At 66.9% G+C, this 22,366-nt stretch carries 24 protein-coding genes; 2 read left to right on the top strand and 22 right to left on the bottom strand.

Going from position 1 to position 22,366, the window contains the following annotated elements; all coding sequences use genetic code 11:
* Positions 1-36: 36 nt before the first annotated feature.
* The 7 genes from OSH12_RS09075 to ehuB all read right to left on the bottom strand — a co-directional run bounded on the left by OSH12_RS09075 (position 37) and on the right by ehuB (position 6,072).
* A complete protein-coding gene (locus OSH12_RS09075; RefSeq protein WP_266343191.1) occupies positions 37-1,191 on the bottom strand; it encodes a M24 family metallopeptidase in 1,155 nt (384 codons plus the stop codon).
* Positions 1,192-1,344: 153 nt separating this feature from the next.
* Positions 1,345-1,728, bottom strand: coding sequence for an ectoine synthase (locus OSH12_RS09080; RefSeq protein ID WP_266343192.1), 384 nt, complete (start codon positions 1,726-1,728; stop codon positions 1,345-1,347).
* 24 nt (positions 1,729-1,752) lie between these two features.
* Complete coding sequence (locus OSH12_RS09085; RefSeq protein WP_266343193.1) at positions 1,753-3,063, bottom strand: amidase family protein; 1,311 nt, start codon at positions 3,061-3,063, stop codon at positions 1,753-1,755.
* A gap of 10 nt (positions 3,064-3,073) precedes the next feature.
* The gene (locus OSH12_RS09090; RefSeq protein ID WP_266343194.1) at positions 3,074-3,844 is read right to left on the bottom strand and encodes an amino acid ABC transporter ATP-binding protein; all 771 of its coding nucleotides are present in this window, start codon (positions 3,842-3,844) and stop codon (positions 3,074-3,076) included.
* Entirely contained in the window at positions 3,841-4,506 is a 666-nt protein-coding gene (gene ehuD / locus OSH12_RS09095) for an ectoine/hydroxyectoine ABC transporter permease subunit EhuD (protein WP_266343195.1), read from the bottom strand. The genes OSH12_RS09090 and ehuD overlap by 4 nt, the downstream gene beginning before the upstream one ends.
* On the bottom strand, positions 4,503-5,165 hold the full coding sequence (gene ehuC, locus OSH12_RS09100; RefSeq protein WP_266343196.1) for an ectoine/hydroxyectoine ABC transporter permease subunit EhuC: 663 nt from the start codon (positions 5,163-5,165) through the stop codon (positions 4,503-4,505). Before ehuC ends, ehuD begins: the two co-directional genes overlap by 4 nt.
* A gap of 58 nt (positions 5,166-5,223) precedes the next feature.
* Positions 5,224-6,072: an ectoine/hydroxyectoine ABC transporter substrate-binding protein EhuB gene (gene ehuB / locus OSH12_RS09105; RefSeq protein WP_266343197.1), complete on the bottom strand. Its 849-nt coding sequence runs from the start codon at positions 6,070-6,072 to the stop codon at positions 5,224-5,226.
* Between the two features lie 233 nt (positions 6,073-6,305).
* Here ehuB and OSH12_RS09110 point away from each other — a divergent pair, with 233 nt between their 5' ends.
* Positions 6,306-7,718 carry an aminotransferase-like domain-containing protein gene (locus OSH12_RS09110; protein ID WP_380223463.1) on the top strand — a complete coding sequence of 471 codons (1,413 nt, stop codon included), beginning with the start codon at positions 6,306-6,308 and terminating at the stop codon, positions 7,716-7,718.
* 33 nt (positions 7,719-7,751) lie between these two features.
* On the opposite strand, the gene OSH12_RS09115 is transcribed toward OSH12_RS09110, so the two are convergent.
* From OSH12_RS09115 to OSH12_RS09145, 7 genes are all read right to left on the bottom strand, one after another.
* Positions 7,752-9,101, bottom strand: coding sequence for an LLM class flavin-dependent oxidoreductase (locus tag OSH12_RS09115; RefSeq protein WP_266343198.1), 1,350 nt, complete (start codon positions 9,099-9,101; stop codon positions 7,752-7,754).
* Positions 9,102-9,126: 25 nt separating this feature from the next.
* Positions 9,127-9,855, bottom strand: a complete 729-nt coding sequence (locus OSH12_RS09120) for an ABC transporter ATP-binding protein (protein WP_266343199.1) — start codon at positions 9,853-9,855, stop codon at positions 9,127-9,129.
* A gap of 24 nt (positions 9,856-9,879) precedes the next feature.
* Positions 9,880-10,833, bottom strand: coding sequence for an ABC transporter substrate-binding protein (locus OSH12_RS09125; protein WP_266343200.1), 954 nt, complete (start codon positions 10,831-10,833; stop codon positions 9,880-9,882).
* A gap of 62 nt (positions 10,834-10,895) precedes the next feature.
* Complete coding sequence (locus OSH12_RS09130; protein ID WP_266343201.1) at positions 10,896-11,729, bottom strand: ABC transporter permease; 834 nt, start codon at positions 11,727-11,729, stop codon at positions 10,896-10,898.
* 16 nt (positions 11,730-11,745) lie between these two features.
* Positions 11,746-12,531, bottom strand: a complete 786-nt coding sequence (thiM, locus tag OSH12_RS09135; RefSeq protein WP_266343202.1) for a hydroxyethylthiazole kinase — start codon at positions 12,529-12,531, stop codon at positions 11,746-11,748.
* Between the two features lie 216 nt (positions 12,532-12,747).
* The gene (locus OSH12_RS09140) at positions 12,748-13,668 is read right to left on the bottom strand and encodes a sulfurtransferase (protein WP_266343203.1); all 921 of its coding nucleotides are present in this window, start codon (positions 13,666-13,668) and stop codon (positions 12,748-12,750) included.
* A 74-nt stretch (positions 13,669-13,742) separates the two neighbouring features.
* Positions 13,743-14,096, bottom strand: coding sequence for a putative quinol monooxygenase (locus tag OSH12_RS09145; RefSeq protein ID WP_266343204.1), 354 nt, complete (start codon positions 14,094-14,096; stop codon positions 13,743-13,745).
* 79 nt (positions 14,097-14,175) lie between these two features.
* Between OSH12_RS09145 and OSH12_RS09150 the strand changes: the two genes are divergently transcribed.
* Positions 14,176-14,496 carry an ArsR/SmtB family transcription factor gene (locus OSH12_RS09150; RefSeq protein ID WP_266343205.1) on the top strand — a complete coding sequence of 107 codons (321 nt, stop codon included), beginning with the start codon at positions 14,176-14,178 and terminating at the stop codon, positions 14,494-14,496.
* 30 nt (positions 14,497-14,526) lie between these two features.
* On the opposite strand, the gene OSH12_RS09155 is transcribed toward OSH12_RS09150, so the two are convergent.
* From OSH12_RS09155 to OSH12_RS09190, 8 genes are read right to left on the bottom strand one after another with little or no spacing between them, the layout of a single operon-like run.
* Positions 14,527-15,051 (bottom strand): cupin domain-containing protein, encoded by a 525-nt coding sequence (locus OSH12_RS09155; protein WP_266343206.1) that lies wholly within the window; start codon positions 15,049-15,051, stop codon positions 14,527-14,529.
* Between the two features lie 35 nt (positions 15,052-15,086).
* Positions 15,087-15,578, bottom strand: a complete 492-nt coding sequence (locus tag OSH12_RS09160) for a flavin reductase family protein (RefSeq protein ID WP_266343207.1) — start codon at positions 15,576-15,578, stop codon at positions 15,087-15,089.
* On the bottom strand, positions 15,575-16,063 hold the full coding sequence (locus OSH12_RS09165; RefSeq protein WP_266343208.1) for a flavin reductase family protein: 489 nt from the start codon (positions 16,061-16,063) through the stop codon (positions 15,575-15,577). Before OSH12_RS09165 ends, OSH12_RS09160 begins: the two co-directional genes overlap by 4 nt.
* On the bottom strand, positions 16,060-18,432 hold the full coding sequence (locus tag OSH12_RS09170) for a molybdopterin-dependent oxidoreductase (RefSeq protein ID WP_266343209.1): 2,373 nt from the start codon (positions 18,430-18,432) through the stop codon (positions 16,060-16,062). Before OSH12_RS09170 ends, OSH12_RS09165 begins: the two co-directional genes overlap by 4 nt.
* A gap of 5 nt (positions 18,433-18,437) precedes the next feature.
* A complete protein-coding gene (gene maiA / locus OSH12_RS09175) occupies positions 18,438-19,082 on the bottom strand; it encodes a maleylacetoacetate isomerase (protein ID WP_266343210.1) in 645 nt (214 codons plus the stop codon).
* 56 nt (positions 19,083-19,138) lie between these two features.
* Positions 19,139-20,227: an LLM class flavin-dependent oxidoreductase gene (locus OSH12_RS09180; protein ID WP_266343211.1), complete on the bottom strand. Its 1,089-nt coding sequence runs from the start codon at positions 20,225-20,227 to the stop codon at positions 19,139-19,141.
* 23 nt (positions 20,228-20,250) lie between these two features.
* The gene (locus tag OSH12_RS09185) at positions 20,251-21,399 is read right to left on the bottom strand and encodes an acyl-CoA dehydrogenase family protein (RefSeq protein WP_380223564.1); all 1,149 of its coding nucleotides are present in this window, start codon (positions 21,397-21,399) and stop codon (positions 20,251-20,253) included.
* Between the two features lie 44 nt (positions 21,400-21,443).
* Positions 21,444-22,352 (bottom strand): LysR substrate-binding domain-containing protein, encoded by a 909-nt coding sequence (locus OSH12_RS09190; RefSeq protein ID WP_266343213.1) that lies wholly within the window; start codon positions 22,350-22,352, stop codon positions 21,444-21,446.
* Positions 22,353-22,366 lie beyond the last annotated feature (14 nt).

Raw genomic sequence — 22,366 nt, forward strand, 5'->3', positions numbered from 1 at the left:
GCGACGCGGCTTCCGTCCGCCCCCGATCCTGCTTCGCTACACGATCGTGAATTCGCGCGGATAGCGGGTCAAATAGTCGAAGCCCTTGTCGGTGACGACGATGGAATCGCCGACCCGCGCGCCGAACGTGTTGGGGATGGTGATGCCGCCATCGACGGCGAACGTCATGCCGGTTTGCAGCGGGGTCTTGTCGCCGCGCTTCAGTTGCGGCTCTTCAAGGTAGGAATAGCCGATGGCGCGGCCCGTGCGATAGGCGAGGCCGAAGCCGGCGGAGCGATAGACTTCCTCCGCCGCCGCATGGACGTCTTCGGCGATGGCGCCGGGCCGGATTTCCGCCAGCGCGGCCTGCTGGGCGGCCACCACCGTCTCATAGGTGCGCTGCTGCTCGTCGGTCGCCGAGCCAAGGAAGAATTCGCGATCGAAGCCGAGCTTGAACTGCTTGAACGTCGCCATGCCGCAGAAGCAGAAATAGATCGGGTCGCCCTTGGCGAGCGGCTTCACCGTCGAACGGCGATGAACCATGCAGGTTTCCCAGCCGGACTGCAGGATCTGCAGATTGTAGATTGTCGGCGAGACGAGCGCGTCCTCGCCATTGTCGGCCAGGAAGCGGGCGGCGCGACGCGTGCCGGCGGCGATGACAGCAAGCGCCAGCTCGTATTCCGGCACGCCTTCCGCAATCGCGGCGCGACCACCTTCGACCATCGCCACGGCAACCTCGCCGGCCTGGTGCATGGTGGCGATCTCATCCGGCGACTTGATGGCGCGCAGGGTGCCGATCGTGCGCGAGACGTCCCGCCAGTCGGCGTCTGGGGCCAGCGCGCGCAGGACCGAGGCGACACGCGGGTGTGTTTTGAAGGGTTCGATGCCGATGACGCGATAGGTCTGGCCGGCGAAGATCGCCTCGACATGGCGCGGCCACTCGCCGTCGATCCCGTCGGTCCATTCGCGAACGTCCGGGACCGATCCCATCCGCCGCGCCAACTCGGCTTCCATGGCCGGCGTGATGAGGACGGGGGCACCCAGGCGAGGAATGACCAGGAGCGTTGCCCGGTCATACTCCATGCCGAGATAGTCGCAGAAGCCCGAGAAATAGAAGATCGAGTCCGCGTCATGCAGGATGGCGACGTCGATGCCGTCCTCCGCCAACCGTTGCTGCAACTCGATCGTTCTCGCCTCTTGCACCCGCATCATAACCCTCGCTTCATCGACCCCGGCGCTTGTCGCCGACTGAACTTCAATAGGCGTCTCTTTAATACGATAAAATCTATGGATTCAATCGTGTATTAGATGTGCGACGAGAACCGCCGCGCTCTTCACCGCGCCGGTTCTATGATTTGTCAGTGGCTAGACGGGATCGTATCCGCCATGGGCGTTGTGGGTCTCGGTGCCGGCCAAGGGCGGGTTGAAGACGCAGACGAGATGCAGATCGCCCTTGAGCGCCCGCAGGATGTGCTCGTCATGCTGGTCGAGCGCATAGACGGTTCCGACCGCGATCGGATGCGTCTTGCCGGTGGCGACATCGAAGACTTCGCCGGCGCCGGCGATGCAGTAGTTCGTCTCGTAGTGCTCCTTGTAGTGGCAATGCACTTCAGAGCCTTCGGGCACGACCGTGTGGTGGACGGAATAGCCGAGCCCGTCGCCCTTCACGATCAGCCGCGTGCTGCGCCAACTGTCGGTGACGACATGGCGGTCGGTCTTGCGCAGGTCTTCGACGTCGTGAACGATCATGATCTTGCCTTCTGGGGTTCGGTTTCAGCGGTGGGAAGAAGCGAGGACGGCCTCGACCGAGGCGGCGAGGGCGAGCAGGGCGCTGTCATGCCCATTCCGCCCTGTCAGCATCAGCCCGATCGGTTGGCCCTGCGCGATGGGAAGGCTGACGCTCGGCGCATCGATGCGATTGGCCACCTCGGTCAGCCGGAAGGTCAGGCGGTTTGCGGGGTAATAATGTTCGTCGTCCGAGACGTCGTCGACGCGCGGCGGCAGGATCGGCACGGTCGGCGTCAGCAGCCCATCGAAGCCTTCGAGGTCGCGGTGATAGGCCTTCGCCAACCGCGCCAACTCCTGCCGGGCGCGGAGATAGGCGACGGCGGACACATCCTTGCCAAGCTGGATGCGCGGGCCGACACGCGGATCGTAGTCCGCCGCGCGGCTCTCGAGATGAGGCTGGTGCCAGGCGAAAGCCTCGGCGACGATGAGGCCGCCCTCGACGGCGATCCGGCCATAGCTCTCCAATTCCGGCCAGTCGCGCTCAACGATTACCGCGCCGGCTTGCCGGAGGGTTTCGACAGCCTCCAGGAAGCGGGCAGTGACCGCCTCGTCGGCGGCGTCGAGCGCGAATTTTGGCGGCAGCAGGAAGCGGTGGCCGCGCAGGTCGGCGGGCTGGATCGCCGTCTCGCCGGTGATCGCCTGATCGGCGCGGGTGCAGGTCTGGATATCCCGCGCCAGGAATCCGGGGACGTCAAAGCTTGTGGACAGGTGGAGCAGGCCCTCATCCGGGTAGCGACCCTTGCTGGGCTTGAAGGCGGCAAGGCCGCAAAAGGCGGCGGGGATACGGACGGAGCCGCTGGTGTCGCTGCCCAGCGCCAGATCGGCAAAACCGAGCGCCACGGCGACGGCGCCGCCGGATGTCGAGCCGCCGGCGATCCGCTCGCGCGACGGATCGAGCGGTGTGCGCGGCGTGCCGAAATGTGGATTGAGCCCGAGCGCGCCGAAGGCGAACTCGGTCATGTTGGTCTGGCTGGTGACGACCGCGCCGTTCGCCCGCAGCCTGGCCACCAGCGCGGCGTCTTCCTTCGCCGGCGGGGCGTCCCGGAGAAGCTTCGCCCCGGCGGTCGTCGGCCAGCCGGCGACGTCGAAGCAGGCTTTTGCTGCGACGGTCAGTCCATAAAGCGCCGGCCGGGCGGACGGGGATGCCGCCAGCGTATCCCAGGCCGCCGCCTCCCGCAGCGCGGCTTCATCGCGCCGGCGGAGAATGGCCAGCCTGGCGTCCTCGGGGTGCGCGTCGATCCGCGCCAGTTGCTGCGCGACGTTGTGGCGAAAGTCGCCGGCCAGGGTCTGCGTCATGATCTCGCTCTCAGCTCAGATGGACGGCGCGCAGGAACGCGCGGGTGCGCTCGTTTCGCGGCTCGTTGAGGATTTGCTGCGGTGTCCCGTCTTCCAGGATCCGGCCACCTTCCATGAAGCAGATCCGGTCGGCAATCGCACGGGCGACGCCGATCTGGTGCGTGACGACGACGATCGTCAGGTCGCGCTCATGCGCCAGCGCGCGCATCACTTCCAGAACCTCGCCGACGCGCTCGGGATCGAGCGCCGAGGTGGCTTCGTCGAACAGCATGATTTCCGGCTCCAGGGCCATGGCGCGGGCGATGGCGACCCGCTGCTGCTGGCCGCCGGAAAGCGTCGCCGGATAGTTCTGCAGCTTGTCGGAAAGCCCGACCTGCGCCAGCAGCGCGGCGGCGCGCGCTTCGGCCTCGGCCTGCGACAGACCCAGCACATGGCGCGGCGCGGCGGCGACATTGCCGAGCGCGGTCAGGTTGGGAAACAGGTTGAAGTTCTGGAACACCATGCCGACCAGCGAGCGCATGTCGCGCAGGTGCTTTCGCGTCGGCTTGATGCGGTGCTTGCCGCCCGCCGCGTCCCAGAGAGGCCGGCCGTCGAGGCTGACCTTGCCCTGATCGATATCCTGCAGCGCCATGATGATGCGCAGCAGCGTCGACTTGCCGGAGCCGCTCGGGCCGATGATCGCGACCTTCTCGCCGCGCGCGACGCGAAAATCGAACTGGTCCAGCACGACGGTCTGGCCGAAGCGCTTGTCCACTTTGTCGAAGGTGATCATGTCGCTCATGCGTAGCGGGTCCCGAGGCGCTGGCGCAGCAGGAACACGGCAAACGCCGCGATCAGGCTCATGACGAGATAGGCGATTGCCGCCATGGTCATCGGCTCGACATAGCGGAAGCTTTGCGAGCCGGCGTCGTTGGCGGCGAACATCAGTTCCGGGACGGTGATCGCGGCCAGGATCGGGGTATCCTTGAGCATGGTGATGAAGGTGTTGCCGAGCGAGGGAACCAGCGGCGCGATCGCCTGCGGCAGGATGAGGTAGCGATAGGCGGCGAACCGCGAGAAGCGCAGGCTTTCGATCGCGTCCCACTGGCCGCGCGGGATGCTGTCGAGCCCGGCGCGATAGGCTTCCGCGACATAGGCGCCGTGATAGAGGCCAAGCGCCAGGATGCCGGTGGTGACCGGCTCCAGCACGATGCCGGCATCCGGCAGCACGAAGAACAGGACGTAGACCTGGATCAGCAGCGGCGTCGACCGCAGCAGTTCGACCAGCCCGCGCCCGAGCCAGGCAATGGCGGTTTGCTTCGAGCGGCCGAGGGCCAGCAGCACGGCGCCGATGATAAGCGAGGCGAAAAAGCCGCCGATCGTCGCGATGAAGGTGACGACCGCGCCGCGCAGCAGCGCCGGCAGGATCTCGGCCGCGAACGGCCAGGAGAAGATCTCCGTCATGCCGGCTGACCCGTCTGGCGGCCGCGCGACAGCACCTTTTCCATCCGGCGCATGAAGCTGGCCGCGATCAGCGAAATGACGAGATAGATCGCCAGCGTCACCAGCAGCACGTTGCCGGAGCTGTAGGTCTTGGTGATGATCGATTTCGCCTGGAAGGTCAGATCCGGAATGGTGATCAGCGAGACCAGCGAGGTCGCCTTGATCAGCTCGATCAGCAGGTTGCTGAACAGCGGCATCATCATGATCAGCGCTTCCGGCAGGATGACGATGCGCAGCGTCTGGAAATAGCTGAAGTTGAGCGCGGCGGCGGCGTCCAACTGGCCCTGAGGCACGGCCTGGATGCAGCTTCGCACCACTTCCGCGCCATAGGCGCCGAAGCAGAGCCCGAGGCCGAGCGTCGCGCATTGCAGCGGCGTCAGGTCGATGCCGAGATAGGGCAGGACGTAGAACAGCCAGAACAGCTGGACGAGCGCCGAGGTGCCGCGGAAGAACTCGACATAGACGCCGGAGGCGATGCGAAGCACGCGCAGCTTCGACGATCGCGCCACGCCGGCGACGATCGCCAGAACCAAAGCGAGCAACGCCGAAAGGACCGACAATTTGACGGTCCACCAGACGCCGGCCAGAAAATCGAAGCGGTATTCCCAGATCAGGGCCATCAAACCGAACTCGAAAACGGGACGCGCATCCTCGGACGCGCGTCCCGGTCAGGGAAGGCTACTTGCAGAGCTCAGCGAGCTTGACCGTGCCGTCGGGAATGTCGGCCGCGGTGAAGCCATAGGGTTCGCCGATCTTGGCGGCCTCGCCCGAGGTCAGGATCACGGCGAGATGTTTGTTGAATTCGTCGACGAAGGGCTGGTCTTCGAGGCGGAAGGCGTAGCTGCCGATGCCGATCGCCGGCTTGCCGTCGATGATCGCCTGCTCGAACGGGATCGCGCGCTCGACGGCGGGATCATTGGCGGTCTTGATCGTCGACTGGACGGTGACGCCGGTGTTGAGGAACGCATCGATGCGCTTGGTCTTCACCGCCGCAAGCAGCGAGGCGACGTCGGGCAGGGTGACGAGCTGGTCCTTGGAGACGCCGGCGGCCAGGGCGTGGTCGGCGATCGGGCCGCCGCCGGTCAGGTAGCCGAGCTTGATCGCCGGATCCTTGGCGATGTCGGAGTAGCTGTGGATGCCCTTCGGGTTGCCCGCGGCCACGATGATCCCGTCATTGACGAAATGCGTCGGCTCGGCGAAGGCGACCAGCTTGCAGCGGTCGGGGCGGATGTAGAGGTCGGAGGCGATGATGTCGAAGCGGCGGGCCTGCAGGCCGGGGATCAGCGCGCCGAACTGCGTGGGTACTGCCTCGAGTTCGACCTTGCCGATCTTGGCGAGGACGGCGTTCAGCAGGTCCACCTCATAGCCGGTCAGCTTGCCGTTTGGCCCGGTGACGATGAAGGGTTCCTGCTCGGCGAAGCCGACGCGGACCGTCTTGCCTGCCTTGACGTCGTCGAGAAGGCCGGCGGATGCGCCGGAGAGTGAGGCGAGCAGAAGCGCTGCGCCGACGAGAGCCGATCTTATCATGCTGGTATGCTCCACACCGCCATTGTTTGCGTCACATAACCATACAAACAGTGCAAGGTTTCGGAAGAATGTATGTTTCAAATGTATGGAGAAGTGGCGATTTTTCACCCCACAATTCCGTTGAAGGGCGGAATGGAATTACTTCCCATTCGGATCGGTAGGCCTGTAGCTTGTGACAGGCGCGAGCGCGGGATATCTGCAACGCCATACAAACGCGTGTCGCGGAGATGCACATGGGACGTTCCCCGTCGATCGGTCCTGGCAGTCCCCGATGGAGCCCGAGGCTGGAAGAAGCCTCGCCGTCCAAGCATCAGGGCATCTTCGACGCCCTTGTGGCCGATATCGCCAGCGGCCGGCTGCGGCCCGGCGATCGTCTGCCGCCGCAGCGCGCGGTCGCCGCCGCGCTGGGGGTGGATCTTACCACCGTCACCAAAGCCTATAGTCGCGCGCGCGAAGAGGGGATCATCGACGCCACGACGGGGAGGGGATCTTTCGTCGCGGGCGAGCCCCGTCCCGCCAGCACTCTCGCGGATGTCGCGGCAGGGGCGATCGATCTCAGCAAGAACAGCCCGCCAAAGCCGCAGGATTTCCAGCGCATTCTGGCGCGGGATATCGGCCAGGCCTTGTCCGGCAGCGACGAATCCCTGCTCGATTATCAGGAAACGGGCGGCAGTTGGACCAATCGCTCGGCAGGGGCGACATGGCTCGGTCAGCGCGTCGACGGCTGCGCGCCGGACCGCGTGATCCTGGCCTCAGGAGCTCAGAGCGCCCTGTTCGCCATTTGCCATCTGCTGTGTCGCGCATCCAGACATGTGGCCGTCGGGGAGTTCTGCTATCCGGGAATTCACACGGTCGCCGCCCAGCAGGAGCTCGTGCTCGTTCCGCTGGCGATGGATGGCGAGGGCATCCTGCCGGCCGCGTTCGAGGACGCCTGCCGGCTCCAGTCGCTCGACGCGTTGTACATAACCCCGACCGCGGACAACCCGACGACGGCGAGCCTTTCTGAGCTACGGCGGCAGGAGATTGTCCGGATCGCCCGCAAGCACGCGGTTTCGATTATCGAGGATGATCCTTACGGCGCATTGCTCGATGCGCCGCCGCCGGCGATCGCTTCCCTTGGTCCGGACATCACCTGGCATATCGCGACCCTATCGAAATGCCTGACGCCGGCCCTGCGTTTTGGCTATGTCGCCGCGCCATCTCCCAAACAGGCGCAGGAATTGGCGGCGACGCTGCAAGCCATGACGATGATGGCGTCGCCATTGCTGGCCGGCATCGCCACACGGTGGATCCGTTCCGGCTTCCTGCAGGAAATGTCAGCCGCCATTGGCGCGGAGAACACCGGGCGGCAAGAACTCGCCGCGTCGATTCTCTCCGGAATGAGATTGGCAGCCAATCCTTCCGCTCCCCATCTCTGGTTGACGTTGCCCGATCCCTGGCGAGCGTTCGATTTCGTTCGCCAGGCGGAGCTCCGGGGCGTGCTGATCCTGGCGAGTGCCAGTTTTGCGATCGCCAAGCCGTCACTCGAAGCTGTCCGGATCTCGCTAGGCGCCGCGCCGGATCGCGGCGCGTTGGAAACGGCGCTGCGGAGCCTCCGGAGCCTGCTTGATCAATCTCCGCCCGATACGCGCCGCGCTATAGTCTGACGCCCGCGCCGATCGCGACAAGGTCGGCGATGCCTAGCGAAGCCGTGATTTCCACTCGCCCGATGCCGGCCTGGGCACGCCGAGATTTTCGCGCAGCGTCGCGCCCTCGTACTCCGTCCGGAACAGGCCGCGCCGCTGCAGTTCCGGCACCACATGCTCGGCAAACTGTTCAAACGCGGCGGGGACGTGGGTCGGGGAAATCATGAAGCCGTCCGCCGCGCGGCGGTCGAACCACTCCTCCATCCGGTCGACGATCACGGCCGGCGTGCCGACGAGATCGCCCTCGGTGCGCGCGCCATACCATTTGCCGAGCTGGCGGACGGTGAAGTTTTCGCGCGCCGCGACCTCCAGCACCTCGTGGTAATGGCCATAGACACCCTTGACCTCGAGCGGGGGCAGCGGCTTGTCGAGGTCGAACTGCGAGAGGTCGACATCAATGTGATAGGAGAGGCGGGCGAGGCCGGCCTCCGCCGGCACGAGTTCTTCAAATTCCAGCTTCCGCGCCTCGGCGTCTTCCTCGCTCCGGCCGACAATCGGCGTCACCGCCGGCAGGATCTTGAGATGGTCGGGATCGCGGCCATGCCGAGCCGCCAGTGCCTTCACCTCCGCATAGAAGGCGATGGCGGACTCGATTGAGGCATGGCTGCAGAAGATCACGTCGGCCCAGCGTGCGGCGAAGTCGCGGCCATCCGGTGAAGAGCCGGCCTGGATGATGACCGGATAGCCCTGCGGCGAGCGCGGCAGGCTGAGCGGCCCCTGGACCTGGAAATGCGCACCCTGATGGTTGATCGAGGCGACGGCGGCTGGGTCGGCGAAATCGCCGCTCGCCTTGTCGAGCTTCAGCGCGCCGTCCTGCCAGCTGTCCCAGAGCTTGGCGGTGACTTCGAGGAACTCGTCGGCGCGCTGGTAGCGCTCGGAGCGCCCGGGCAGCTTCTCATTGCCGAAATTGAGCGCTTCCGCGTCCTGGAACGAGGTGACGACGTTCCAGCCGGCGCGACCGGATGTCAGGTGATCGAGCGAGGAGAAGGTGCGCGCGGCGTTGAACGGCTGCTGGTAGCCGGTCGAAAGCGTGGCGCCGACGCCGAGATGCTCGGTGACGGCGGCAATCTGCGCGATCACCGGGATCGGATCCAGCCGAGGGGTGCCAACGCCGTAATGCACGTGGTTCTCGATGCTGTTGCCGAAACTGCGGGGGATGCCGAGGCTGTCGGCGAAGAAGACGAAATCGAACCGCGCCGCCTCCAGGATGCGGCCGACCTTCTGGTAGAAGGCCGGCGAGAACCAGCCGGATTCCGCGTCGGGATGGCGCCATGCGCCGACGCCGCCGGGCCCGGCATTCATGAAGGCGGCGAGATGGATCTGTCCGGGGCGGGTGCGGGGCATGATGATTCCGGAAAAAAGCGGGGGGTCAGGAATGCGCCGTTTCGGGCGCGGCATTGCCGGCCGGCAGCGGCACGCCGAGATGGCGCAGCAATTGCGCTTCGAGCGCGGCGAGGTGGCCGTCCTCCGGGCTGCGCGGTCCCCGGCCGGGGATCGCGACGCTTTCCGAGATCTGGCCGCCGTCGAGTACGATGACGCGGTCGGCAAGCCGGACCGCTTCGGCGACGTCATGCGTGACCATGACGACGGTCCAACCATGCGCGCGCCAGAGCGTCCCGACGAGGTTTTGCATTTCGAGCTTGGTCAGCGCGTCCAGCGCGCCGAACGGTTCGTCGAGCAGCAGTACTTCGGGCTGCCTCACCAGCGCCCGGGCCAGCGAGACGCGCTGGGCCTGGCCGCCGGAAAGCGTCAGTGGCCACGACGCGGCCTTACCGGCAAGGCCGACCTCGCCGAGCGCATCCGCGACGATGCGCGACTGGTCCTTTGCCGGCAGTCCGAAGCCGACATTCTCCGCCACCTTCAGCCAGGGCATCAGCCGCGCCTCCTGGAAGGCGACGGCGAGCCGGTCGGTGGACTGGAGACGGCCTGAGGTGGCCTGCTCCAGTCCGGCGATGATGCGCAGCAGGGTGGATTTGCCCGAGCCGGAGCGGCCGACGATGGCGATGAACTCGCCCGCCGGGATGACAAGGTCGATGCCATCGAGAACGGGGACATCGTCGAAGCGCTTCGAGATGCGCTCAAGCCTGATTTCGGGCACGTATGCGACTCTCGTCAATCCGGGCTACTTCGACAGGTCGACGACGTAGTCGGCGATGTCGGGCGCCTTCTCGATGAAGCCGAACTCGACATATTGCGTGCCAAGGCGGTTCAGATCGGCGACGGCCGTGGCGTCGAGCGGCAGGATCCTGGGCGTGTCGAAGCCGGCAACCACCTTGGCGAGACCTTCCGAGGCGCCGAATTCGCGATAGGCGTCCGGGATCAGGGCCGGATTGGCTTGCGCGCGCGCCGCTTCCTGGACCAGGCCGTCATAGACCGCCTTCAGCGCCTCGCGATGCTTCTCGGCGAACTCGCGGCTGACGATGTGGATCGACCAGTTGGCGGTCGGCAGCTGATCGGCGGTCACCAGCACCTTGGCGCCTTCCGTCGATATGGCGTTGGCGAGATTCTGGTCGTAGCTCGCGATCGCTGCGACCTGGCCGCTGGCAAAGGCCGAGGCAAAGCTGGTCGTATCCAGCGTCACCTTCTCGACCTGCGAGACGTCAAGCCCGGCTTCCTTGAAGGCGAGGTTGAGGATGTAGTCGCCGGTCGCGCCCTCGCCGTCGATGCCGACCTTCTTGCCGTAAAGATCCTTGAGCGAGGTCACGCCCGAGCCCGGCGCCGCGACGATGCCCTGGCTGTTGCCGGAGTATTTCTCCAGCGCGAACGCGACCCAGTCGCTCTTCTGGGCCGAGAGGTTGACGAAATAGCCGGTTCCTGTCGACGAGGCGTCGGCGCTGCCGGAGGTCACGGTGTTGTAGGCCGAGAACGGATCGAGCGGGCCGATGAACTCGACCTTCGCGCCGACCTTGGCGAGTTCCTTCTCCAGGATGCCGGTGGTGCGAACGGTGGTCAGGTAGTTGGCCGTCGGCAGATAGGCCGCGCGAAACGTCACCACGTCCTCGGCAAGCGCTACGCCGCCGGAGAAAAGGAGGCCGAGAGAGGCCGCAACGGTCGTGCGGCGGAGGCTGGAATGCATTGGGAACATCATGTCGTCCTTGAAATAATCAGGTGGAGGAATGGGGCGACGACGGCTCGTGGTCAGCGTCCGTCATAAGTGTTGCGCCAGGCGAGCAGCCGGCCTTCCAGCAACCGCACGAGATAATCCGTGAGGATGCCGAGAAACGCGTAGATGACGATGCAGAGGAAGACCTGGTCGGTGCGGACGAAGCGTTGCGCCTGCGCCAGGATGTAGCCGATGCCGGCATTGGCGTTGACGGTCTCGCTGGTGACGAGCGCGATCCAGGCGATGGCGAGCGAGAAGCGCAGGCCGGTCAGGATCGAGGGCAGGGCGCCGAGGAACAGGATCTTGTAGGCGATCAGGTATCGCGGCGCGCGATAGACCAGGCCGACCTCGACCAGCTTGCTGTCGACATTGCGGACGCCGGCGAAGGTGTTCAGGTAGATCGGCACGAGCACGCCGACGGCGATCAGCGACACCTTCATCCATTCGCCGATGCCGAAAGCGACGATGAACAGCGGCACCAGCGCGTTGAATGGCACGGCGCGCAGCATTTGCAGCGGCTTGTCGACGACGATCTGCCCGGCGCGGTAATAGCCCGCCAGCAACCCGGCCGCGAGGCCGAGCGCGACGCCGATGATGGTTCCGGCCAGCACGCGGCCGAGGCTGGCGACGAGCGCCTGCGGCAACCGGCCGTTCAGCGTCAATTCCCAGGCGGCGGCCACGACCAGCACCGGCGAGGGCAGCACCTTTGGGCCGACGATGCCGGCGGCGGAGACGAACCACCAGACCAGCAGGATCGCGATCGGGCTGAGCCAGGGCAGCAGGACGTTTCGCGAGAGATCGCGCTTGGCCCGCCGCTGCGGACGGTTGGCGATCCGGGTCGGCTGCAAGGTCTCGGTCTCGATGGTCATGCGATCGGCAACCGGTTCACGCCGCGAGGTCGAGCAGCGATAGCTGGTCGAGCAGGGCGATCGAGAACGAGCCGGTTCCCGGCGCGATCGCCGCCGCTCGTTCGGCAGCAACGGCGAGGACCGCATGCGCCGACACCGCTGCCTGCAACCGGTCCGGCACGACGCCGGCAAACGCCGCCACCAGCGCGCCGAGGCTGCAGCCGGTGCCGGTGACGCGGGTGAGGTTGATATGTCCGCCCGGCACGGAGACGACTGCGTCACCATCGGTGATGTAATCGGTCGGCCCGCTGACGGCGACGATACCGCCGGTCTTCTTCGCCAGGCTCTTCGCGAAGGGGATGGCTTCTTCCGGGCCGGCGGTCGAATCGACGCCCTTGGTGCCGCCCGCGCCGCCGGCGAGCGCGATCACCTCGCTGGCATTGCCGCGCACCACGCCAGGACGAAGCTGCACCAGTTCGGCGGCGAGGCGGTCATTCTGCGTCGCGCCGGCGCCGACCGTGACCGGATCCAGTACCCAGGGCGTTCCCCGGGCTGCGGCAGCCTTCGCCACGGCGAGCAGGATCGGCGGATCGTCGGAGACGAGCGAGGCGAGATTGATCCAGACCCCCTGCGCGATGCCGGCGAAATGCTCGGCGGCCGAGGGAATGCCGCCAATCGCTGGCGACGCGCCGACCGCGAGCAGCACGTTGGCGCTCAGGGGCGCGGCGATATAGTTGGTGAGGCCGAAGACCAGCGGCGACGCCTGGCGGACGGCGGCGAGGTTCGACGCGATGGCGGGGGCGGGCCAGGTCTGGGAGGTCATGGTTCTGGATCTCGGGCAGGCCGCCGAAGCGTGTCCGGACGGCGCGATGGGATCGTCGGAAGCCTCGACAGCGCGGGCTCCCTCGGAAGAAATCCAGATCAGTCTAGGGAGTTTGACGCGCGATCGTAACGCCGTAACGCCCTGAAATGGCAAGCGGAAGGTGCATCAAATTCTGCCAAGGGCGAGGACGAGGGAATATGATTTCGTACCGCTGCGTCAGCTTCCCACAGAATTCGCCGCCGGTCCCGTTTCCATCGGCAGGGAGTCGTCCGCCGCCCATTCCTGCAGCGAGGCATCATAAAGCAGCGGCTCCGGAAGACCGGCAAGCACGGCGGAGAAGGCGACCGCCGATGCCGCGATGCCACCGCCGCAATAGGCGATGCCGCCCTCCTTGCCGCTGAGGCCGGCCACGTTCAGGCGTTTGGCGAGGACCGCGACAGGCAGGAAGCAGCCCGACTGCGGATCAAGCAATTCGCCGGCCGGCAGGTTGACGCTGCCGGCGATCCGCCCGGCGCGCCCTTTTGAGGGCGCCGATGCGCCGGAGAAGTTTGCAGGCGGCAGCGCGTTCACGATCGGCCTTTGCGGCTCGCCGATGGCGGCCAGCACGGTTTCGCACGTCGCGATCATACGGCGCGGTTGCAGGCGAGGCGCCGAGCCGGCGGACAGTTGGCGGGAAGGGCCTGTTTCGACCGGGCGGCCTTCATCGATCCAGTTCTTCCAGCCGCCATCGAGGATCGAGACATTGTCGAGGCCGAACAAGCGGAAGACCCACCAGACCCGCGTCGCCCACCAGGGATTTCCCCGGCTGTAGACGACGACATGGGAATCGCGGCCGATCCCGAGCCGGGCAATTGCGGTTGCGAACGCCGCTTCATCCGGCGCCATGAACAGAAGCGAGGCATTCGCGGCGGACAGATCGCGCTGTAGATCGAGGAACTGGGCGCCGGGAATGTGGGAGGCTTCGAAACCCTCGATGTCACCTTCTGGCCGGTCGAGACCCCTCTCTGCATCCGCAACGAGCCGGGTGGTCGAATCGAGGATTCGGAGATCGGGGGATCCCAGACAGTCTGCCAACCAGGAGCCGGAGACGAGCAGGGGCGCACGGGTCGGTGTTGATAAATCGTCGTGGCGGCTCAAGTCAGTCTCCTCGCGGTCTGGCGGCATTCCCCGGTTCGAATTCGTCCGAATCGGGGTTCGCCTTTGCGTTCAGGCTAGTTCTTCGGATAGGGGCTCGCCATTTTCAGCCAGTTCACCTTCATGTCGCCGTCGAGATAGGCGGTGCGCTTCGACAGATAGTCGAGGATGTAGGGCTGTTCGAGATGTGCCTTCAGGTGGTCGAGGCTCGCCCAGGCCTCGAAGAACAAGAACAGGTCCGAGTCGGCCCGGTCGCGATGGACGTGATATTCGAGCGCGCCGTCTTCGAGCCGCGTCGGCGCGACCATTGCCAGCAGGGCTGCTTCCAGCGCGTCTGCCTGGCCCGGCTTGGCGCGGGCAGTGCCGACCAAGGCGTAGGGTCCGGTCTCATCCGCATCGGGCTCGGGAAGGGCGAAGGCTGCGTTGGACATGGGGAACTCCGATTGGTAAGAAGGTGGCCTTACCTATCAGCGACAAAGGTACGATGCAATCCGTACCTAAGGAGAATCCATGGTCGATAGCGAAGGGCATCCGGATGGCGACGAGATCGCGCTGGGCAGCGTGCTCGCCGCCCTGGCCGATCCGTTGCGGCGGCAGGTGGTGGCGGAACTGGCCCGTGCTCCCGGCGGCACCGAGCGGACCTGCGCCTCGTTCGGCTTCCCGGTGAGCAAGGCAACGCTGACCCATCATTTTCGCGTGCTGCGCGAGGCAGGCCTGATCCGTCAGGTCAATCGCGGCAACAGTCGCGCCGCCTGCCTGCGCGCCGACGACATCGAGGCGCGGCTGCCCGGCCTGCTCGATCTTGTCGCGGCCGAAGGCGGCAAGAAATAGCCGCCTTCGAGGTCCGTGGGAGCCGATCCGCTACGGGTGCTTGTGGATCGGATCGACCCAGTAGACTTCCTCCGGCTTCTCGACCGGATCGACGGTATCGATGTTGACGACGACCGCCTCGTTGTCGGAGCGGACCAGAACGCATTCGAGAGTCTGGCTCGGATCGGCGTTGATCTCCTGATGCGGCACGAAGGGCGGCACAAAGATGAAATCACCGGCCTCGGCCTCCGCGACGAACTCCAGACGGTCGCCCCAGCGCAGCCGGGCGCGGCCCTTGACCACGAAGATCACGCTTTCCAGTTCGCCGTGATGGTGCACGCCGGTCTTGGCGTTCGGGGCGATCTGCACCGTGCCGGCCCAGATCTTCTGCGCGCCGACGCGGGCATGGTTGATCGCCGCCTGCCGGTACATGCCCGGCGTCTGGGCCGTGTTGTCGTCGAGCTGGTTGCCCTTGATGACCCGCACGCCGTCATGTTTCCAGCGCGGGGCGGCAGCGTGGTCGTGGGAATGGTCATGAACATGCGAAGGATCGTGGGAATGGTCGTGCTGGCTCATTGTGTCTGCCTCGTTCTCGTCGGCGGTGGTCTGGCTCAGGCCGCCCGCTCTCGCAGTCCATGATAGCGCCCGTCGAGATAGACGAGCGGTGCAATCGGCGCCTCGTCGAGCGCGATCGCCTCGATGCGGCCGATGAAGATCGTGTGGGTGTGATGGCGGACGGCCTTCTCGACCGTGCAGTCGAAGGTGGCGATCGCCCCGCGCAGCGACGGCGCGCCCGTCTGCAGGGTGGTCCAGTCCGCCTCGATGAAGCGTTCGTGTCGGCGCGCCGGATCGGAGCACCGGTCCGCCAGGTCCTTCGCGCTGTCGGGTAGCAGGTTGACGCAGAACGTACCGGAGCGCGCCAGCGGGTCGTGGCTCGAGGTGCCGGCATTGACGCAGACGAGCAGGGTCGGCGGGTCGCCGGTCAGCGAGGTGACCGAGGTCGCGACCAGGCCGTAGGGCGTGCCGTCCTCGCGCGTGGTGATCAGCGAGACGCCGGAGGCCAGTCGCCGCATGCCGAGCTTGAACCCATGGAGGTCGGTCACGGCAGGTACTTTCCACGGAAATAGACGAGCGGTTCGCCATCGCCGCGCCGGTGCCAGCCGACGACCTTGCCGAACACGACGCTGGTTTCGCCGCGCTCGATGACGTCGACAACCTCGCAGTCGAAAGCGCCGAGCGCGCTGGAGAGCACGGGTGCGCCGGTCTTGAGGCTCGTCCAGTCCGGCGAGGCGAAGCGCGCGGCGCGGTCGGAATGGCGGTCGGCGAAGAGGTCCGCCAGCGCCTGCTGGTCGCGGCCGAGATAGTTGATGGCGAAGTGCCGCCGCTCGAGGATGGCGGCGCGGGCCGCCGTCTTGTGATCGAGCGACACCAGCAGCGTCGGCGGCGAGGCCGAGACATGGGCGGCCGACAGGCCGATGAAGCCGACGGGCCCGCCGGTATCGGCGGCGGTGACGAGCGTCATGCCGACGGCGCGCTCGCCCAGCACCTGCCAGAACGTGCCGACGGAAATCTCGGTCGGTTCGCTCATGATGTCCGTCCCGGCGACGGCGTGAATGCGAGCTCTGTCATTTCTTTGGGGTCTCCGTGAATTATGGGACGCACCGTCGCGGCGGCGACGAGGTGCGGCAGGTCGTGGGCGGTGACCCGGGTGGGCGCACCGGCATATTTCTCGATCTCGACGAGGCAGGTCTGGGCGATGCAGCCCTGCGAAAGGCCCGAGGCGCCGATGTCGAGGGTCAGCACGTTGGGGTTTCCCGCCTGCTCGATCGAACCCGGCTGGTCGAACCAGGCGCCGGTCGAGAGCTTGACGACATGGGGCGCGATCGCATCGGTAACGACGGCGCTGGCGAGGCAGGCGCCGCGATCGTTGAAGACGCGGACGATGTCACCCGACGCTATGCCGCGTGCCAGGGCATCCTCGGTCCGGATCTGGATCGGTTCGCGGCCATCGACCTTGCCGGCCTTGCTCCAGGGCGCGGTATCGAGCTGGCTGTGCAGCCGCCGCTCCGGCTGGTCCGAGATCATGTGCAGCGGATAGGCGTTCGCGCGGGCCGAACCCAGCCACTCGGCCGGCTCGTACCAGCGTGGATGGCCCTGGCAATCGGCCAGCCCGAAGGCGGCGATGCGCTCGGAATGGATCTCCATCTTGCCGGACGGCGTCGGCAGCGGATGGGCCTCGGGATCGCGGCGATAGTCCTGCAGATAGACGACGCCCTCGTCATGAAGGGGCAGCGGCACCACGCCGGCCTCGAGGAAGGCATCGAAATCGGGGAGGTCGGGCAGCAAGGCCGACGAGTCGCGGCGGAATTCGCTATAGAGCCGGCGCAGCCACCCGTCCTCGTCGAGCCCCTCGGTGAAGGCGGCTTCCAGGCCCATCCGGGCCGCGATGGCGGCGAGGATGTCGAAGTCGGAGCGCGCCTCGCCATAGGCCGGCTTCAGCTTGCGCATCGCCACGATCGTGCCCTCGCGCGTCGAGAAGCCGATATCCTCGCGCTCGACCGAAGTCGTCACCGGCAGGACGATGTCGGCATGCTTGGCGGTCGGCGTCCAGTAGGGCTCATGCACGATGATGGTCTCGGGCCTTTGCCAGGCGGCGACGAGGCGGTTCAGGTCCTGATGATGATGGAACGGGTTGCCGCCCGCCCAATAGATGAGCCGCGCGTCCGGATAGGTGTGGACGCCGCCATTATAGGCGAAGCGTTCGCCCGGCGAGAGCAGCATGTCGGTGACGCGGGCGCAGGGAATGAAGGCGTCGATCGGGTTGCGTCCCTGCGGGAAGGTGGGCCCCTTCAGCTTCACATGCGGCGAACCGATGCCGTTCATGGCGCCGTAGCCGAGGCCGAAGCCGCCGCCCGGTAGGCCGAACTGCCCCAGCATGCAGCCGAGCGTCATCAGCATCCAGAAGGGCTGTTCGCCATGCGAGGCGCGCTGCAGGGCCCAGGCGATGTTCAGCATCGTGCGGCTTGAGGCCATGTCGCGGGCGACCCGGCGGATCGTTTCCTCCGGCACGCCGGTGATGGCGGCGGCCCATTCCGGCGTCTTCGGCATGCCATCCGTCTCGCCCAGCAGATAGGGCAGGAATTCGCCGAAGCCGCTGGCGTAGCGGTCGATCTGGGCGCGGTCGGTGAAGCCTTCCGTCTGCAGCACGAAGGCGAGCCCGAGCATCAGCGCAGTATCGGTATTAGGTCGGATCGGGATCCACTCGACCTCGCCGCCGACGTCGAGATTGGACTGCACGGGGCTGAAATTGACGAAGCGGGCGCCGTTCGCCTTCATCCGGCGGAGCGCCCCGGCGACGCGGTGCGATCCCGCGCCGCCCGGCGACACCTGCGCGTTCTTGGCCGGCACGCCGCCGAAAGTGACGAACAGCTCGGTATGCCGCTCCATGACGTCCCAAGACGTCATGCCGCCCATGATCTCGTCCATGGTGCCGAGCAGATGCGGCATCAGCACCCGGCCCGCCCCGAGGCTGTAGGAATCGGTCTGGCGGATATAGCCGCCGATGACGTTCAGGAACCGGTGCAACTGGCTCAGCGCATGGTGGAAGCGGCCGGCGCTGGCCCAGCCATAGGAGCCGCCGAAGATCGAGGCGTTGCCATGCTCGGCGATGACGCGGGTGAGCTCCGAGGCCACCAGTTTGATCGCGATCTCCCAGTCCACTTCGACGAAGGCCTCACGGCCGCGCAGATCCCGTCGCGCGCCGGGGCCCTGTTCGAGCACGCTGCGTCGGACCGACGGACGGGCGATGCGCGCGACGTCGAAATCCGACAACCGGTCGGCAAGGCCGATCGGCGAGGGATCTTCGTCGCCACGCCAGCGCCCGAGGCCCGGTTCGCCGCTTTCATGCGGCCGCGCCTCGTAGAGCCCCCAGTGGAACAGGGTGTGCGCCGTCGCCATGTCGCTCAGGCCGGCACGGGCTGGAAGCCCGGCGCTGTCTCGACGAATTCCGGCAAGGTGCGGAGTTTCGCGACGACCGCCGTCAGCGCCGTCAGGTCGCTGAGATCGATCTGGTTGCGCTCGGCGACCAGGACCTGCGGCAGCAACACGATGTCGGCGAGGGTCGGCGTTGCACCGGCGGCGAACGGACCATTGCCCCGTCGGGCGATCAGGTCCTCGACCGCTTCCAGCCCCGAGCGGATCCAGTGCGGCGCCCAGCCGGCGGTGCGGGCGCTGTCGAGCTGGAGGTCATTGGCGAGGAAGCGGGCGACGCGGGGCGTACCGAAGGGGTGGATGTCGCAGGCGATCGCGAGCGCGATCGAGCGCGCCAGCGCCCGGTCGGCGGCCGAGCCGGGCAGCAGCGACGGCTGCGGCGCGATCTCGTCCAGATATTCGATGATGGCGAGCGACTGGGTGATGACGCGGTCGTCGTCATCGACGAGCGCCGGCACCAGCTTCTGCGGGTTGACCGCAACGTAGCCCGGCTTCAGGTGCTCGGCCGCCTCGCCATGGATATCGATCGGGATCCGCTCCGGCGCCAGTCCCTTCAGCGCCAGCGCGATGCGGACGCGGTAGGCGGCCGACGAGCGGTTGCAGTCGAAGAACTTCATCGTTCCTCTGTCCTCTGTTGGGCGCCGGGCCGGATTCGGCCCGGCCTGTTCCGGCGTTATTCGGCGGCGATCTGCGCGCCGTCGCGGGCGGCGACGAGAGCGCGGACGCGCGGCAGCAGATCGCGGCCATAGGCGACGGCATCGGTGATCGGATCGAAGCCGCGGATCAGGAAGGTGCTGATGCCGAGGTCGTAATAGTCGAGCATGGCATCGGCGACCTGATCGGGCGTGCCGACCAGCGAGGTCGTGTTGCCCTTGGCGCCAACAAGGCCGGCCAGCGCCGTCCAGAGGCGCTTGTCGTGGCGGTCGCCCTTGGCGGCGGCGTCGAGCAGGCGCTTGGCGCCTTCGTTCGCCGGCTGCTTGTCGAAGCGGTAGCCGGTCTGGTCGAGAACCGAGCGCGCCCGCTCCAGGATCGCGTCGGCCTTGGCCCAGGCGGCTTCCTCGGTGTCGGCGATGATCGGGCGCAGCGACAGGCTGAAGCGCGGATCGCGGCCATGCGGCCTGGCGGCAGCGCGGACCCGGGCGATCAGGTCGCGGACCTGCTCATGCGTCTCGCCCCAGAGCGCATAGACATCGGCGTGGCGTCCGGCGACTTCGAGGGCCGCGGCGGAGGCGCCACCGAAATAGACCGGGATGCCGGTCGGGCGACAGGGCTTCACATCCGAGAAGGCGCCATCGACGCGGTAATACTTGCCGGCATAGTCGAACGGCTTGTCGCTGGTCCATTCCGAGCGGACGATGTCGAGGAATTCACCGGCGCGGGCATAGCGCTCGTCCTTGGTCAGGTGGTCGCCGTCGCGCGCCAGTTCGGCATCCTCCGCGCCGGTGATGATGTGGACGGCGACACGGCCCTGCGTCAGGTGATCGAGGGTCGCCAGCTGGCGGGCAACGATGGTCGGTGCGTTGAAGCCCGGCCGGTGCGCGATCATCAGCTGCAGGTTCCGCGTCACGGAAGCTGCGTGCTGGGCGATCAGGATGCTTTCCGGCGTCGACGAGCCGAAGGCGACCAGGACGCGGTCGAAGCCGCCGAATTCCTGCGCCTTGGCCATCGCCTCGATGAAGGCGACATCGACGACGGGGCCTTCGCCGGGAACCGTCTCGGAATAGTTTCTCTGGCCGACAAAGCCGATGAATTCGACGGGCATGGGGTTTCTCCGAAGTCTTGGGATCAGGTGGCTGATGCCAGCGCAGCGCGGCCGGCGGCGAGGTGGACGGTGTCTTCCTGCGGGCTGTGGATGCGGCCGCAGAGCACGTTGCGGTAATGCCGTTCCAGCGGGTTGGCGCGGGCGAGGCCGTGATTGCCGGAAAGCTTCAGGCAGGCGCCGACGAGGTCGATCGCCCGCTCGGTGATCGCGACCTTCAGCAGGTTGGCTTCTTCCGGGGAGGGCGCGTCGCCTTCGTCGAGATCGCGGGCTGCCGACCAGAGCAGGCGCCGGTTGACGGCAAGCCCTTCCTCGATCGCGCCGATCGCCTGTTGCATGCGCGGCAGGGTGGCGAGCGGCGCGCCGAGGCCGCTTGGGACGCGGTTCTGCAGGAAGCCGCGCGTCCATTCGGCGGCGGCTCGCGCCACGCCGTCATAGATCGCGCCGATCAGCAGCGCGCCCCAGACCGAGGCGGCGGCGTCGCGGCCCTGGCCCCATTCCGCCGGCAGGCGGATGTCGGCGGCGTTTTCCAGCGGGATCAGCACGTCGTCGAAATGCACGTCATGGCTCTCGGTCGCGCGCATGCCGAGCTGGTTCCAGGTCTTCTCGATGCGGACGCCGCGTGCCGACATCGGCACGAGGAAGGCGCCGACACGCGGCTCGCGCTCGTCGGTTCGCGCCCAGACGATGCCCCAGCGCAGTACGCCGGCGCCGGTCGAATAGATCTTGTGGCCGGAAATCCGCCAGCCGCCGTTTTCGAGCTTCGCGGTTGTCGCCGGAAGGCCGCCGCGCAGCGGCGTGCCCAGCTCCGGCTCGACCCGCAGGCCGTTGATCAGACCGCCGGAATCGGCCGCATCGGCAAGCACCCTGGCGACAAGCGCTTCCGGCCAGCGGCTCTGCGGCAGCGTGGAGAGGTTGATGTATTGCATCGAGAGGACGAGTGCGATCGAGGGATCGCCCTGCGCGATGGCGCCGATGACGCGGGCCGCCGTCAGCAGGCCGGCGCCGCCGCCGCCATGCGCCTTCGGCGCCGTCAGCGCGGAGAGCCGCGTTTCGTGCAGGCGCGCGATGTGGCGGCGCGGCAGTCGGCCGCTGGCATCACTCGACGCGGCGGTGACGGCGAATTCGGCGGCGATCTGCTCGGCCGTGTCGATGGGGGAGACGATGTCCTTCATCGGGCTTGGGACGTGTTGGGGCTGGTCATGGCGGGCTCCGTCCATCAGCCCACTGCCACGAGGCGGGGCAGGAGGTTGGCGGTCTGGAAGTTCAGGCTCATGTGCTCGTCGAGAATCGAGATGAAGCGCTGTACCGGCGGCGAGGGATGGCTGGTGGTGTGGAGGCGAAGGCGGGTGCGGCCGAGATCCGGCAGCCTGCTGTCGCGAATGATCCTGAGATTGGAGGGGATGCCCTCCGGCGTGCGGATGGTGACGCCGAGGCCGGCGGTCACGGCGGCCCAGAGGCCCGACAGGCTGGTGCTGCTGAAGGCAAGTCGCCAGCGCATGCCGGCCGTGTCGAGCGAGGTGATGCCGGCCGTGCGGAACATGCAGGGCGCGCCCATCATGACCAGCGGCAGCGGCGCGGAATCATCCGGCTCATAATCCTCCGGCCCGACCCAGACGATCGGGAATTCGGCGAGGCTTCGGCCCGGCAGGCTCGGATCGGCCTGCGTGTCGCCCCAGAACAGCACGAGGTCGATCTGGCCGGCGGCGAGGTCCTCCAGCAGCGTCGCGTTCTTGTCGACCCGCGCCTCGACCAGCACGTTCGGATGGATGCGCGCGAAGCGACCCAAGACGCCCGGCAGCCATGTCTCGGCGAAATCGGGCGGCATACCGATCGCGATCCGGCCCGACATGTCCGAGCGGTCGACGGCGCTGACCGCCTCGTCGTTCAATTCGAGGATGCGCTGGGCGTAATGGAACAGCGTCTCGCCGACATCGGTCAGCAGCAGGCCGCGACCGTTCTTGCGGAACACCTCGCAGTTCGCCTGCTGTTCCAGCTTGCGCATCTGCAGGCTGACCGCCGATTGCGACCGGCCGACGCGCTGGGCCGCCTTGGCAAAGCTGTTCAACTGCACGCCGAGCACGAAGCTGCGCAGGACGTCCATGTCGAGATTGGATGGCAATGTCATCGGCGGACCTCGGA

Source organism: Kaistia terrae, assembly GCF_026344005.1.
Classification (GTDB): domain Bacteria; phylum Pseudomonadota; class Alphaproteobacteria; order Rhizobiales; family Kaistiaceae; genus Kaistia; species Kaistia terrae.

Bases quoted from the DNA above. Each gene is read 5' to 3' on its own strand.
- OSH12_RS09110 (WP_380223463.1), top strand. From the start codon at position 6,306: ATGGGACGTTCCCCGTCGATCGGTCCTGGCAGTCCCCGATGGAGCCCG.
- OSH12_RS09170 (WP_266343209.1), bottom strand. From the start codon at position 18,432: ATGGCGACGGCGCACACCCTGTTCCACTGGGGGCTCTACGAGGCGCGG.
- OSH12_RS09145 (WP_266343204.1), bottom strand. From the start codon at position 14,096: ATGTCCAACGCAGCCTTCGCCCTTCCCGAGCCCGATGCGGATGAGACC.
- OSH12_RS09180 (WP_266343211.1), bottom strand. From the start codon at position 20,227: ATGCCCGTCGAATTCATCGGCTTTGTCGGCCAGAGAAACTATTCCGAG.
- OSH12_RS09155 (WP_266343206.1), bottom strand. From the start codon at position 15,051: ATGAGCCAGCACGACCATTCCCACGATCCTTCGCATGTTCATGACCAT.
- ehuC (WP_266343196.1), bottom strand. From the start codon at position 5,165: ATGGCCCTGATCTGGGAATACCGCTTCGATTTTCTGGCCGGCGTCTGG.
- OSH12_RS09130 (WP_266343201.1), bottom strand. From the start codon at position 11,729: ATGACCATCGAGACCGAGACCTTGCAGCCGACCCGGATCGCCAACCGT.
- OSH12_RS09080 (WP_266343192.1), bottom strand. From the start codon at position 1,728: ATGATCGTTCACGACGTCGAAGACCTGCGCAAGACCGACCGCCATGTC.
- OSH12_RS09115 (WP_266343198.1), bottom strand. From the start codon at position 9,101: ATGCCCCGCACCCGCCCCGGACAGATCCATCTCGCCGCCTTCATGAAT.
- OSH12_RS09150 (WP_266343205.1), top strand. From the start codon at position 14,176: ATGGTCGATAGCGAAGGGCATCCGGATGGCGACGAGATCGCGCTGGGC.
- OSH12_RS09075 (WP_266343191.1), bottom strand. From the start codon at position 1,191: ATGATGCGGGTGCAAGAGGCGAGAACGATCGAGTTGCAGCAACGGTTG.
- OSH12_RS09185 (WP_380223564.1), bottom strand. From the start codon at position 21,399: ATGAAGGACATCGTCTCCCCCATCGACACGGCCGAGCAGATCGCCGCC.
- OSH12_RS09190 (WP_266343213.1), bottom strand. From the start codon at position 22,352: ATGACATTGCCATCCAATCTCGACATGGACGTCCTGCGCAGCTTCGTG.
- OSH12_RS09125 (WP_266343200.1), bottom strand. From the start codon at position 10,833: ATGCATTCCAGCCTCCGCCGCACGACCGTTGCGGCCTCTCTCGGCCTC.
- maiA (WP_266343210.1), bottom strand. From the start codon at position 19,082: ATGAAGTTCTTCGACTGCAACCGCTCGTCGGCCGCCTACCGCGTCCGC.
- OSH12_RS09085 (WP_266343193.1), bottom strand. From the start codon at position 3,063: ATGACGCAGACCCTGGCCGGCGACTTTCGCCACAACGTCGCGCAGCAA.
- thiM (WP_266343202.1), bottom strand. From the start codon at position 12,531: ATGACCTCCCAGACCTGGCCCGCCCCCGCCATCGCGTCGAACCTCGCC.
- OSH12_RS09165 (WP_266343208.1), bottom strand. From the start codon at position 16,063: ATGAGCGAACCGACCGAGATTTCCGTCGGCACGTTCTGGCAGGTGCTG.
- OSH12_RS09090 (WP_266343194.1), bottom strand. From the start codon at position 3,844: ATGAGCGACATGATCACCTTCGACAAAGTGGACAAGCGCTTCGGCCAG.
- ehuB (WP_266343197.1), bottom strand. From the start codon at position 6,072: ATGATAAGATCGGCTCTCGTCGGCGCAGCGCTTCTGCTCGCCTCACTC.
- ehuD (WP_266343195.1), bottom strand. From the start codon at position 4,506: ATGACGGAGATCTTCTCCTGGCCGTTCGCGGCCGAGATCCTGCCGGCG.